This window comes from Capsulimonas corticalis (genome assembly GCF_003574315.2).
In the GTDB taxonomy this organism is placed as follows: domain Bacteria; phylum Armatimonadota; class Armatimonadia; order Armatimonadales; family Capsulimonadaceae; genus Capsulimonas; species Capsulimonas corticalis.
Window position 1 is genome coordinate 6,223,568 of the sequence record NZ_AP025739.1, and the last position, 11,441, is coordinate 6,235,008.

The following is an 11,441-nucleotide window of genomic DNA, read 5'->3' on the forward strand; positions in this document are numbered from 1 at the left end:
AGCCTGATAGGTTGCAACGACGACATTCCAAACACAGGTGACTGAGGGGCGCGGAAATATGTGTCATTCTACAGGAATTCGACGGTTCGGGGTATGGGGAAAGCCGCCGAGTTTATGGACTTTTCCGCATCTCCGAAGAACGAACAGGGTCAAAAAGCCGAAAACCCCGCACAAAGCGCGGGGTTTTCGGCATGAGAGATCTACGCGCCGGAGCGCAGCTCTTCGTATTTTTCTAAGAACTTGTCCACCTCGGGGGCCAGGACTTCATCGACGTTCCAGGACATCTGGATAGTCTGCATTTTGCTCTCAATGCCTTTGAGCTGCAACTGCACGCCGCCGGATTCGTTGCGCGTGATCTCCACGTCCTGAACCGGACGCGGGCGGCTCAGCGTAAAGCCGATCTTGCCGAAGATACGACCGAAGGCCCAGCCCAGGCCGATCAATGCGAGGCCGAGAAGCAGCAGACCGGAGCCGAGGCCAATGCCCAGCGTCTGCGAGCGGCGCAGGGCGGCTTCTTCCAGCTCCGCCATCTTGTCGCGCAAAGGCTCGCTGGGTTCGATTTGAAATGAGCCGTCATCGCTGAGGATCAGGGCCCCATGCTCCTGCGGCGACAGCACGCTCTTGAAACGCATCCTTGCAACTTCCGTCACGGTTAATGATCCCTTTCCTTGTCCGCCGCCTTGCGCACCTCGATCTGCAGAGGCGTTCCTTCAAAGGCGTACGTCTTGCGGATCTGATTTTCCAGATAGCGCTTGTAGGAGAAGTGCATCAGCTCGGGATCGTTCACGAACAGAACGATCTTGGGAGGCTTAACCGTCGGCATGGTGGCGTAGTAGATCTTGAGCTGCTTGCCGTGATCCAGGTAGGGATGCGCGTCGGACGCATCGCGCAGCAGGCGGTTGAGTTCGCCCGTCGGGATCCGCATCGCGTGGTTCTCGGCGGCGTCGAGCGCCGTCTCCACGGCGGCGGTCACGCCCTTGCCGGTCGTGGCGCTGGTGAAGGCGAGCGCGGCGTAGGCCATGAAGTTCATGCCGTCGCGCATTTCCTCACTGAAGATCTTCATCGGGTTCTGGCCCGGCATCTCTTCCAGGACATCCTGGCGGCCGAGATCCCACTTGTTGACGACAATAACCGCCGCTCGGCCGCGCTCGTGGGCGAAGCCGCCGACGCGCTTATCACCGTCGGTGAGTCCGTCGTTGGAATCGATCACCAGCATGACGACATCGGCGCGGTCGATGGCGCGCAGGGCGCGCAGCACCGTATAGTATTCGACGCTTCCCTGAACTTTGCCGGCGCGCCGGATGCCCGCCGTATCGATAAAGACCAGTTCCCGGCCATTGAAGTTAAACGTGGTGTCGATGGAGTCGCGCGTGGTGCCGGCGACCGGGGAAACGATCACGCGCTGTTCGCCTAGGATCGCATTCAGCAGCGACGACTTGCCGACATTCGGGCGGCCGATGATGGCGATCTTGATCCGCTCATCCTCGATCTCTTCGGCTTTGTCCTTATCTTCCGCTGGGAAGTGGCCCACGATGGCGTCGAGCGCATCGCCCAGACCACGTCCGCTCAGCGCGGAGACAGGAAAGACTTCCGAAAAGCCCAGGGAGTAGACTTCCGGGACATTGCGATACTCTTGATCGCCATTGTCCACTTTATTCGCGATCACCACGAGCGGCTTGGGAGAACGGCGCAGCGCGTTGGCGAGCTCGATATCGTCGGCGGTGACTCCAGTGGTGGTGTCGATGACGAAGACGACGACATCGGCCTCCTCCATCGCGATCTCCGCCTGGCCGCGGATCTGCGCCTTGAGCGGATCCGTTTCGAACATCTGAATACCGCCGGTGTCGATCAGCGTGTACTCTCGTCCGAGCCACTCGCCGTCGGCGTACAGACGGTCGCGGGTAATGCCGGGCGTATCCTCAACAATGGCGATACGCTTACCGACGAGACGATTAAAAAGGGTGGATTTGCCGACGTTTGGACGTCCGACAATTGCGACCAGAGGTCGATCAGAAACGCTCACAGTGAAACTCCTTCGAAGCGGCCGAGGCGACGGCATGACGGCGCCGGGCTTCGAAAACTCGCCTTAGTTTAGCACATGGTAAGCTGCAAAGTCAACGGAGGGAGGGGGGCGGCGAGGCGCAAAGGTATCGACAACTATCAACAATGCGATATCAACCTCCCCCAGAATCGATCCACATCTCGATCATTTGAAAGAATCGCTCACAATGCGCCGCTTTGCTTCTGACGAGCATAGGATCGACCAAGCCAATGAGCGCAAACCCATGCTTTGTTTTATGGTATTGCCCCTTTTTCTCCGAATGCGCGGTGGCGTCTTTCAGCGCCGAGAACAAACGGACTTTATCAATCGTTTCCACATCATTGGTCGCCGGAATGAGCTTCTCGCGAAACCCTTTACCATAAAACTTACGCAGCGCATTCAGATCTGCGGCAATCCACGTCTCCATGGACTGAACCATCAAGTGACATTGATCGTCCGAGACGCCGGCAGGCTGTTCCCACCGATCCCCCGCCCGCTCGCTCAGATGCTTCCATGGCGAGATGTTTTGCTTGACGCTTGCTTCCGCGTCAACGAGAAGAAAATTGAGGATGTCGGGGTCATTTTGCCGAAGCGCGGTTTGGAACATATCAAAGGCGTCATTGCGCGATCCACAGGCGACAATTCCATAACGAAGCCGTTTACTCTGCGCCAGCGTCCGCAACGAGCGTGTGAATTCTCCAAATCCTTTGCGTAATTCCGAACGCGTCGCATGGGAATCTCCCCCGCCTTCGACGTAAATCTTGATCTCCTTCACCAGCGCGTGCCTCCGATTTCGCCTCGAAGCCACAGGTCCCCCAGCGAATAGTTCTCCAGCCACACATCCAGCTTGTCTTTTTCCAGACGCCGAAGAACGCTGCCCTGATCGGTCCGTTCGCAAACAACAACCGCCTCGGGAATATCTCCCAGCTTCGATATGAGCAGATCCGAATGCGTCGTCACGACGAGCTGAGTTCGCGACGAAGCCTCAATCAGCATTTCCGCAATCGTCGGAATGACATCCGGGTGCAGCCCAAGTTCCGGTTCTTCAATGCAAATGAGCGGCGGAGGCGTTGGATGATAAAGAATGACAAGAAGACACAGAAAGCGAAGCGTACCGTCCGATAGCCGGCCAGCGGGAATAGGCTCGCGCATCCCTCGCTCACGGATATAGGTTTGCACCGTGCCGCCTTCGATCTTGGCGGTGATGTCCTCAATATCCCCGTAGACAGTCTTCATTTTCTCAATAACTTTATCCATCGCGCCTTGATAGGCTAAATTATTGACAATAAGACTCAGGTTCCGACCGCTTTCCTCCAAGAAATCATTTGGTAAGTCTGAGCGTTGGGGCCATCGGATTGAATTTGGCCCCTCCATGACAAAGTTTCTATAAATTTTGATCGCTTTATATCGAGCGGCCAGAAAGTTTAGTTCCGGATACAAGTCAGGGTCGGTGCGCTGTGCGAGAACAGAGGCGTCAGACTGCAATCCGGTGAGGGATTGTCGTTTCCATGAAAATATTCGGTCCAACTGCGCCGAAACCGCTACGCTTCCCTGCGTCCGATCGATATCTGGTACGTAAGCCACTGGATTCTGCTGATTATATTGATAAAAAAACTCAGGCTGTTCGCGAGAGGATGCAATATCCACAGGCTCAATCGTTTCATCAACAATTTGAATCTTCTGATTGCTAGGCGCGACAGTAAATTTATGGAGAACGTTTATTCCGGATTCGTGATGATAAGCGCTACAAATAACCGTAGCAGGCGCAGGCGTAAAGGAGCCTTTGTAACTATACTCAGCCATGCCGCCGCCCTCATAGATACGCCCCGCAATATTGCCTGCTGTCGCACGCAACAACTCAATCGCTTCAATGAAATTGGATTTCCCAGACGCATTCGGGCCGATGAGCACATTGAGAGGCTGGAGGTCGATCTTTTCGGAGTTCGGGCCGTAAGAAAGCAGGTTTTTCAGGTGCAGGGAAGTGAGAAATCGCTGGCCGTCCATTTGGTGGCGCTCCTGTAAAACAGATGCCTACATAATACCTGCTCTCTTTGGCTTCCTTTACAGACACAAACAAATACAGCCCGAAGATACAAATATCTTCGGGCTGTACTGTCGTGATGTTTTCGGCGTCTCGGCGATTAGCCGGGGAGCAGGACGGTGTCGATGACGTGGATGACGCCGTTGGACTGCATAACGTCGGCGATGGTGACGTGGGCGATATCGCCCTTCTCGTCCTTGACGTCAATGCCCTTGCCGTGCTTCATGAATGTGAGCTCGTCGCCCTGTACGGTTTTGAGCGTCGCCACGCCGTTGCCGGCTTTGATCAGGCCCATGAGTTTGGAGGCGGTGTACGTTCCGGAAACCACATGGTAGGTCAGAACGGCGGTCAGCTTGTCTTTGTTCTCGGGCTTCAGAAGCGTATCGACCGTGCCGGCCGGGAGCTTGTCGAACGCGGCGTTGGTTGGGGCGAAGACGGTGAACGGTCCCGCGCTGGCGAGCGTGTCGACGAGGCCGGCGGCCTTCACGGCGGCGACCAGCGTGGTGTGGTCCTTGGAATTGACGGCGTTTTCCACGATGTTCTTCGTGGGGTACATCGCCGCGCCGCCAACCATCTTGGTGTGCATCTTATGCGCGGCGACGCCGGGAAGGGTCGAGGCGGTCGCAAGCGAGCAAGCGGCGATGGTCAGAGTAGCGATTTTTCCGAGTTTCATTGTGCGTATCTTTCTAGGTTGAACGTATTAGCGACCAATGCGATCTTAGACATATGTCGCGATCGCCGTTCGGTATTTCTAGTCTACCGAGCTTACGGCGGCAATTGTTCGGCATTCGATTGACGATAGGTTACAAACGTTTGTGGCGTGAAAAAAGAGGTCGTGGTACAATGAAGCGAAGAGACGTCCAGACATGCGCAATACGCATCGTCCGTGTTCGAAACGAGGAAATTTATTGATGTTACGCAACAACATCCGAACGATCGCCGGCGCGTTCTGCCTGCTGGCGGCGACCGGCGCAATCGGCGCGCACGCAACGCCTGACCGCACGACGCTGGAGCGCGCCATGATCAAGGCGATCAGCGATGGCGACTCGCCGGCGATTGAATCCTTGATCAAGCTGGGGGCGAACGCCGACGCCCACGATCAGCAGGATCACACAATGCTGATGCTCGCGGAGATCCAGAACCAGCAGACGGCCGCGCTGACGCTCATCGCGCACGGCGCGAATATCAACGCAAAGACCAAAAGCGGGTTGACCGTGCTGATGGTGACCGCCCTGGAAGGAAGCCCGGAGGGCGTCAAGACGCTGCTGGCGAAGGGCGCTAACCTCGACGCCAAGACCAAGGACGGCAACACGGCGCTGATGGCGGCCGCGCACCGCGATCATATTGAGAACATCCAGGCGCTGATCGACGGCGGCGCCAACGTCAACGACCGCAATAAGCAGGGCGAGACTCCGCTGATGTGGATGGCGGAGCGAGGCGATTCCAACGGGGCACTGCTGCTGCTGGAAAAGAAAGCCAATCCGAACGCGCAGGACGCCGATGGCGACAACGCGCTCGTCCGCGCCGTCGAGTCCGGCAGTGTCGAGACCGTCAAGGTTCTTCTCAGCCACGGCGCCAATCCGAACCTGGACCCCGGCATGGGCCACACCCCGCTCGAAACCGCGATCATGGCGCACAGCGACACGATCACGCAGATCCTGAAAGACGCCGGCGCGGCGCGCTAACGACCGGGCCTCTGAAAAAAATCCGCTCCGCTTCAAACAAAAAGAAGCCGCTCCCTATTTCTAGGAAGCGGCTTCTTTATTTGTGGTGCGCCCGGCAGGACTCGAACCTGCGGCCTATTGCTCCGCAAGCAATCGCTCTAATCCACTGAGCTACGAGCGCATGACCGGGGTTTATTATACCGGGGGGTGAATCGAATGTCAAGGGGCCGTGCTGGCGATCGGTCGAACGCAAAATAAAAGAGGCCGTTCCTCATCTCTGAGAAACGGCCTCTCTATCAGTGGTGCGCCCGGCAGGACTCGAACCTGCGGCCTATTGCTCCGCAAGCAATCGCTCTAATCCACTGAGCTACGAGCGCTCAACGGGGTGTATTATACCGGGAGGAGAATCGATTGTCAAGGGACCATCCAATTTATATTTCGCGCGGCGCCCGGGCATAAAATTTCAGTCCTATCGCGAAAAAGAATCGCAGATCGTTGACATCGGTGACTTGGGGCGTCATAATGAAATCATCAATCTCCGACAAAGCAGGTCGGAGACACGTTTCATCGGATACAGCAAGACGCTGTGATAAAGGGATGGCTGATATGCCGACCACGACGACATCGACGACCGATCAGGATAATTTCTTCGCCGCCTTCAACCGCTGGCGCGGCGCCCGCGAGGAATCGCGGCGCGCGGCCATTGAAAGCAGCTATCTGCGCTTTGGCGCTCCGGATGAGACCGGGCACATTGCGATGCCCCTTTCCGCGATGCACCCTGGCGACTACGGCCACGTCATTTCCCTGGACGGCGACGCCGCCGTGCGCCAGCATCTTCAGGAAATGGGATTCACCGCCGGAACCCAGATCGAGTTTGTCCGCTCCGCGCCGCTGCGCGACCCCATCACGGTGCTGATCCGCGGCTACCAGCTTTCGCTGCGCCGCCGCGAAGCCGACGCCATTTTGGTCCGCCGCTGTCCGCCGGCATTTGAGGGCGAGTAGTCCTTCAGAGGTAATGCATGTCCACCTCTCCCCTGCCGGCGGCTGGCTCCGTTTCTGACGGAGCCGCCGCCGCGCCTCTTTACGCCTTGGTCGGAAACCCCAATTGCGGCAAGACCACCGTCTTCAACGCCCTCACCGGCCTGCGGCAAAAAGTCGGCAACTATCCCGGAGTCACCGTCGAGAAGAAGGAAGGCCGCGTGCGGCTGCCCGATGGCGGCTCGGCCGCGCTGATCGATCTTCCCGGTCTGTACTCCCTGACGCCGCGCTCTCCCGACGAGGCCATCGCCCGTGACGTCCTGCTGGGACACCAATCGGATGTCGCGCAGCCGAACGGCGTGATCCATGTGCTGGACGCCGCCAATATCGAGCGCAATCTTTATTTGACCTCGCAGCTGCTGGAGCTGGGCCTACCGATGGTGGTCGTGCTGACGATGACCGATGTCGCCGCCCGCATGCAGCATGAGATCGACCCCGCCGTGCTCGGCAAGCTGTTCGGCGTGCCGATCGTCACCGTGCTTGCGTCCGAAAAACTCGGGCTCGACGCCCTGCGTGAAGCCATCGCGCATCTGCGAGAGACTCCCGCGCCCGCGCAGCGCATCTGGACATTACCCAAGCCGGTGGAAGACGAGATCGACGAGCTCTCGCTCATGCTTCAGCATGACGCGGGACTCGGGGCGCGTCAAAGCGCCGTCGAGGCGGTCAGTCTTTTGATGCAGGATAAGCCGCGCCCCGAGGAGATCGGACGCTGGCCGAAATCCGTGCTGGATCACGTCCAGGCCGACAAGGCGAACCTGCTCGCGCAGGGCGTCGACTTCTCCAGCACATTGATCGAGTCGCGCTACGAATGGGTCCGCAAGATCTGCGCGCAGGCCGTCAAAAAGCCGGGCAAAGCGGTCGCAAATCTCACGGACAAGCTTGATAAGATCCTGACGCACAAGTTCTGGGGCTACGTGATCTTCTTCGGCGTGATGTCGCTCGTGTTTCAAGCGATCTTCAGCTGGGCGGCCGTGCCGATGGACTGGATTGCGCAAGGAGTCGCCGCGCTCAGCAGCTTCATTACCGCCCATATGCCGGCGGGGCCATTGCAGGACCTGATCGTCAACGGCGTTATCGCCGGCGTCGGCACCACGGTCACGTTCCTGCCGCAGATCCTGCTGCTGTTCTTCTTTATCGCGCTTCTGGAAGACACGGGATATATGGCGCGCGCCGCGTTTCTCATGGACAAGATCATGTCCAAGGTGGGACTGCACGGCAAGTCGTTCATCCCCCTGCTCTCGTCGTTCGCCTGCGCCATTCCCGGCATCATGGCGACGCGCACGATCGATGATCGTAAGTCGCGCCTTGTCACGATCCTGGTCGCGCCGCTGATGTCATGTTCGGCGCGTATTCCCGTTTACACGCTGATGATCGCCGCGTTCATTCCCAACAAGCGCGTCCTCGGGATCTTCACGCTGCCGGGCTTGACGATGATCGCCATGTACTTCCTGGGCATGGTCGCCGCGTTCGGCATGGCGTGGCTCTTCAAGAAGACGCTGCTGCGCGGGCCGTCGCCCGTCTTCTTTCTGGAGATGCCGCCATACCACAAGCCCAGCGCGCGCACCGTCATTATGACGATGCTAGAGCGCGCCTATCTGTTCCTGCGCCGCGCCGGCACGGTCATTCTCACCGTGAGCATCGTGCTCTGGTTCCTGACGTCGTACCCGCAGGCCGCGCCGAACACGCCTCCGCAGCAGCAAATGGCGCAGTCGTACGCCGGCCGGGCCGGACACGTGATCGAGCCGCTGATCCGGCCGCTGGGCTTCGACTGGCGCATCGGCGTCAGCCTGGTCTCCTCGTTTGTCGCCCGCGAAGTGTTCGTCAGCTCCATGGGTACGATCTATAGTGTCGGCGACAAAAACAGCGACGTCGAGCAGATCTCCGGATCGCTGGAGAAGAAGCTGCGCGCCGACCCGTACTTCACGCCGCTGATCGCGGTCTGCGTGATGGTTTTTTATGTACTGGCGATGCAATGCATGTCCACCATCGCCGTTGTGAAGCGCGAGACCAACGGCTGGACTTGGCCGCTGTTTATGACGGGGTATATGACGGCCCTCGCCTGGGTAACGACGTTTATTGTCTTCCAGGTGGGCATGGCCCTGCATTGGGGACTGCGATAGCGCATTCCGGAGAAGACGCTTATGATCGCCGCCGCGCCGATCGACCGCGCATCCGATATCCGTCTCGCCATCCGGCTCACATATCTTACGCTGGGCTGGATGACGATCGAAGGCGCGGCCTCCCTGATCCTGGGCCTGCATTCGCATAGTCTGCTGCTGGAGGGCTTCGGCCTGGACAGCGCCGTTGAGCTGATCAGCGCCGGCGTTCTCCTCTGGCGCCTGCGCGTCGAGCAGGGGGGCCAAGCGAGCGAATCTGAAATCGAATCGGTCGAGCACAAAGCCGCCGGAATCATGGGCCGGCTTCTTTACTTTCTCGCCGCCTATATCGTACTCCAATCGGCCTACGGCCTCTTTGTCGCGCACGCCCGCACGGACACGCATGAAAGCGTCTGGGGCATCGCGATCGGCGTGATCGCCAAAGTGGGTATGCCGATCCTGGCGGGGTATAAACTCAAAGTGGCCGCGCGCCTGGGATCGCGCGCGCTGCGGGCGGACGCCATGGAGGCGATCACCTGCGGCTACCTCAGCGTCGTGCTGATCGTCGGCCTCATCGCCACCCGCCTTTTCGGCTGGTGGTGGCTCGACAGTATCGCAGCCCTGGCGCTGATTCCGCTGCTGATCAAAGAAGGACGCGCCGCACTGAACGGCGGATGTGACTGCTGTTCCGGCGCTGAGGAGTAATACCATGCACATCGATGGGCAGACAATCGCCGCGTTCGCCATCGTCGGCGTCGCAGCCGTGATTGTGGGAAAACGGATTTTGGGACAGCTGCTTGCGTTTCGCAGCACGCCCGGTCAAAGCGGCGAAGGCTGCCCGGGCTGCGGCGGATGCGGGAACGCCGGAAAAATCAAGCAGGAGGACCGTAAGCCTCAGTTGATTCAGCTGCAAACGCGGCCGCCCGCGCACCTTCGTCGGCCGCCTTCACAGTCATGACGAATTATCGATTTCTTCTCCGCGCCGCCGGCGTCCTCGTTCTCGCCGGCTGCGCCAAGCCGCCTTCCCCTGCCCCGTCGACAATACCCGCCGCCGCGACAAGCAGTTCGCCGATCAGCCTCACCATTTCTCCCACGCCGATACGACAATTGGACAGCTCTGTTTTTACCGTCACAGCCAATGACGGCCAGGGCAAACCTTTGGGCGGCGCGGCCGTCACGGTGAATCTGACCATGCCGTCGATGGAGATGCCGAAAAACGAGATCGTCTGCCAGGAGACAAAGCCCGGCGAGTACACCGGCAAAGGGCGTTTTACGATGTCCGGCGACTGGCGGGCGCATGTGACGGTCAAAAGCGCCGGCCGAATGCGCGAGCAAAACGTTCCGCTGACGGTAAAATAACGCTATGAACCCCACGCACGCCATTCCCTGGCTCGTCTTTTCCTGGGGCCTAGCCGGCGGATTCACCCACTGCATCGGCATGTGCGGCGTCTTTGTCGCCGCTTACTCCGGCCTCTCTTCCCAGGGCTCCGCGCGCCGCTTCGTCCATCCCGAACGCCACGTACTGTTCCACGGTGGGCGCATGCTCTCCCTGGTCACCCTGGGAGCGATCGGCGGTCTCGTTGGCGACATCACGCACCAGTGGGCGTTCGCGCAGGGGGCGATCAGCCTCGTCGCCGGAGTCTTGCTCGTCGGTCTCGCTCTTGGCTTCGCCGGAATTATTCCGTGGATGCGTATCCCCGAACCCGACGTCCTGGGTGCGGGCGGCGGCTTCGGCCGTAAGCTGTTCGTGCGCGTCCTGAAGTCTCAGAACGTATGGAAGCCATTGATGATCGGCCTCTTCGTTGGCCTGCTCCCCTGCGGCCTCACCTACCAAGCCCTGCTGCTCGGCGCGCTTTCCCAGGGCCCCGCCCAGGGCGCGCTCACGATGGCCCTCTTCTGCCTCGGCACCATCCCCGGCCTGCTCACCCTCGGCCTGTTCGGCAACGCCATCTTCGGCGGCCTCCTCACACGCCCAAACTTCCGACTCGGCATGGCCCGCATCTCGTCGGCGCTCATGGCGGCGATGGGCGTCGCCTTTTTAATGCGCGGCTGGAGCCAGTTTTAAGCGCTCACAGAAAACCCTCCACGGCGCTTCGCACACAGTCGCGTAAAACTCTTCTCAACGAATGGAACTTTCTCTATCACTTGTTTGCTCCTGCAAGTGGCAAACAAATTTCACCTGCCGACCAGACACCTTGGAGGACCTTTCCATGAACAACAAGATCGCCGCAATTGCGGCCGCCGCACTCGCAATCGTTGCAATTCAGCCTGTCTTCGCCGCCGATAAGATGATGGATAAAAAGATGAGCGATCATAAGATGAGCCATAAAATGAAGGGCCATCATATGATGGGACACAAGATGTCCGATCACAAGATGATGGATCATAAAATGGCGGACCATAAGATGATGGACAAAAAAATGGGCGGCGAGAAGATGGACCACATGGGTGGCGATAAGAAAATGGACGGCAAGATGTAGTCCTTTTTGAGGATGCGATGGGGGCGGACGCATTGCGTCCGCCCCCGTCTTTTTGGGAAAAGAGGTATACTAAGGCCTATC

Annotated in this window: 13 protein-coding genes and 2 tRNA genes; 8 read left to right on the forward strand and 7 right to left on the reverse strand. The window is 59.0% G+C overall.

Going from position 1 to position 11,441, the window contains the following annotated elements; genetic code table 11:
• Positions 1-200 precede the first annotated feature (200 nt).
• From D5261_RS26685 to D5261_RS26705, 5 genes are all read right to left on the reverse strand, one after another.
• The gene (locus D5261_RS26685; RefSeq protein ID WP_119319105.1) at positions 201-632 is read right to left on the reverse strand and encodes a hypothetical protein; all 432 of its coding nucleotides are present in this window, start codon (positions 630-632) and stop codon (positions 201-203) included.
• Between the two features lie 20 nt (positions 633-652).
• The gene (gene der, locus D5261_RS26690) at positions 653-2,023 is read right to left on the reverse strand and encodes a ribosome biogenesis GTPase Der (RefSeq protein WP_245992445.1); all 1,371 of its coding nucleotides are present in this window, start codon (positions 2,021-2,023) and stop codon (positions 653-655) included.
• Positions 2,024-2,174: 151 nt separating this feature from the next.
• Complete coding sequence (locus D5261_RS26695; RefSeq protein ID WP_218025457.1) at positions 2,175-2,816, reverse strand: DUF4276 family protein; 642 nt, start codon at positions 2,814-2,816, stop codon at positions 2,175-2,177.
• The gene (locus D5261_RS26700) at positions 2,813-4,045 is read right to left on the reverse strand and encodes an AAA family ATPase (RefSeq protein ID WP_119319103.1); all 1,233 of its coding nucleotides are present in this window, start codon (positions 4,043-4,045) and stop codon (positions 2,813-2,815) included. The genes D5261_RS26695 and D5261_RS26700 overlap by 4 nt, the downstream gene beginning before the upstream one ends.
• Before the next feature lie 137 nt (positions 4,046-4,182).
• Positions 4,183-4,755, reverse strand: coding sequence for a fasciclin domain-containing protein (locus D5261_RS26705; protein ID WP_119319102.1), 573 nt, complete (start codon positions 4,753-4,755; stop codon positions 4,183-4,185).
• A gap of 238 nt (positions 4,756-4,993) precedes the next feature.
• On the opposite strand from D5261_RS26705, the gene D5261_RS26710 reads away from it, so the two are divergent.
• Positions 4,994-5,767, forward strand: coding sequence for an ankyrin repeat domain-containing protein (locus tag D5261_RS26710; protein ID WP_165863871.1), 774 nt, complete (start codon positions 4,994-4,996; stop codon positions 5,765-5,767).
• 83 nt (positions 5,768-5,850) lie between these two features.
• Here the strand turns inward: D5261_RS26710 and D5261_RS26715 are convergent.
• Together D5261_RS26715 and D5261_RS26720 are read right to left on the reverse strand one after the other, a co-directional pair.
• Positions 5,851-5,927, reverse strand: a tRNA-Arg gene (locus D5261_RS26715).
• A 119-nt stretch (positions 5,928-6,046) separates the two neighbouring features.
• A tRNA-Arg gene (locus D5261_RS26720) sits at positions 6,047-6,123 on the reverse strand.
• 229 nt (positions 6,124-6,352) lie between these two features.
• Here D5261_RS26720 and D5261_RS26725 point away from each other — a divergent pair.
• The 7 genes from D5261_RS26725 (at position 6,353) to D5261_RS26755 (ending at position 11,360) form a co-directional block, all read left to right on the forward strand.
• A complete protein-coding gene (locus tag D5261_RS26725) occupies positions 6,353-6,748 on the forward strand; it encodes a FeoA family protein (RefSeq protein ID WP_218025456.1) in 396 nt (131 codons plus the stop codon).
• A gap of 17 nt (positions 6,749-6,765) precedes the next feature.
• Complete coding sequence (gene feoB, locus D5261_RS26730) at positions 6,766-8,904, forward strand: ferrous iron transport protein B (RefSeq protein ID WP_119319100.1); 2,139 nt, start codon at positions 6,766-6,768, stop codon at positions 8,902-8,904.
• Between the two features lie 21 nt (positions 8,905-8,925).
• A complete protein-coding gene (locus D5261_RS26735) occupies positions 8,926-9,585 on the forward strand; it encodes a cation efflux transmembrane domain-containing protein (protein WP_119319099.1) in 660 nt (219 codons plus the stop codon).
• A gap of 4 nt (positions 9,586-9,589) precedes the next feature.
• Positions 9,590-9,838, forward strand: coding sequence for a hypothetical protein (locus D5261_RS26740; protein ID WP_119319098.1), 249 nt, complete (start codon positions 9,590-9,592; stop codon positions 9,836-9,838).
• Positions 9,835-10,239 carry a FixH family protein gene (locus D5261_RS26745; protein ID WP_119319097.1) on the forward strand — a complete coding sequence of 135 codons (405 nt, stop codon included), beginning with the start codon at positions 9,835-9,837 and terminating at the stop codon, positions 10,237-10,239. The genes D5261_RS26740 and D5261_RS26745 overlap by 4 nt, the downstream gene beginning before the upstream one ends.
• A gap of 4 nt (positions 10,240-10,243) precedes the next feature.
• Complete coding sequence (locus D5261_RS26750) at positions 10,244-10,945, forward strand: sulfite exporter TauE/SafE family protein (RefSeq protein WP_119319096.1); 702 nt, start codon at positions 10,244-10,246, stop codon at positions 10,943-10,945.
• Positions 10,946-11,090: 145 nt separating this feature from the next.
• Positions 11,091-11,360 carry a hypothetical protein gene (locus D5261_RS26755; RefSeq protein WP_119319095.1) on the forward strand — a complete coding sequence of 90 codons (270 nt, stop codon included), beginning with the start codon at positions 11,091-11,093 and terminating at the stop codon, positions 11,358-11,360.
• Positions 11,361-11,441 lie beyond the last annotated feature (81 nt).

What these genes read in the sequence shown, in the direction of transcription:
- D5261_RS26685 (WP_119319105.1), bottom strand. Translation starts at nt 632, where the DNA reads ATGCGTTTCAAGAGCGTGCTGTCGCCGCAGGAGCATGGGGCCCTGATC.
- D5261_RS26725 (WP_218025456.1), top strand. Translation starts at nt 6,353, where the DNA reads ATGCCGACCACGACGACATCGACGACCGATCAGGATAATTTCTTCGCC.
- D5261_RS26740 (WP_119319098.1), top strand. Translation starts at nt 9,590, where the DNA reads ATGCACATCGATGGGCAGACAATCGCCGCGTTCGCCATCGTCGGCGTC.
- D5261_RS26745 (WP_119319097.1), top strand. Translation starts at nt 9,835, where the DNA reads ATGACGAATTATCGATTTCTTCTCCGCGCCGCCGGCGTCCTCGTTCTC.
- D5261_RS26710 (WP_165863871.1), top strand. Translation starts at nt 4,994, where the DNA reads ATGTTACGCAACAACATCCGAACGATCGCCGGCGCGTTCTGCCTGCTG.
- D5261_RS26750 (WP_119319096.1), top strand. Translation starts at nt 10,244, where the DNA reads ATGAACCCCACGCACGCCATTCCCTGGCTCGTCTTTTCCTGGGGCCTA.
- D5261_RS26705 (WP_119319102.1), bottom strand. Translation starts at nt 4,755, where the DNA reads ATGAAACTCGGAAAAATCGCTACTCTGACCATCGCCGCTTGCTCGCTT.
- feoB (WP_119319100.1), top strand. Translation starts at nt 6,766, where the DNA reads ATGTCCACCTCTCCCCTGCCGGCGGCTGGCTCCGTTTCTGACGGAGCC.
- D5261_RS26735 (WP_119319099.1), top strand. Translation starts at nt 8,926, where the DNA reads ATGATCGCCGCCGCGCCGATCGACCGCGCATCCGATATCCGTCTCGCC.
- D5261_RS26700 (WP_119319103.1), bottom strand. Translation starts at nt 4,045, where the DNA reads ATGGACGGCCAGCGATTTCTCACTTCCCTGCACCTGAAAAACCTGCTT.
- D5261_RS26755 (WP_119319095.1), top strand. Translation starts at nt 11,091, where the DNA reads ATGAACAACAAGATCGCCGCAATTGCGGCCGCCGCACTCGCAATCGTT.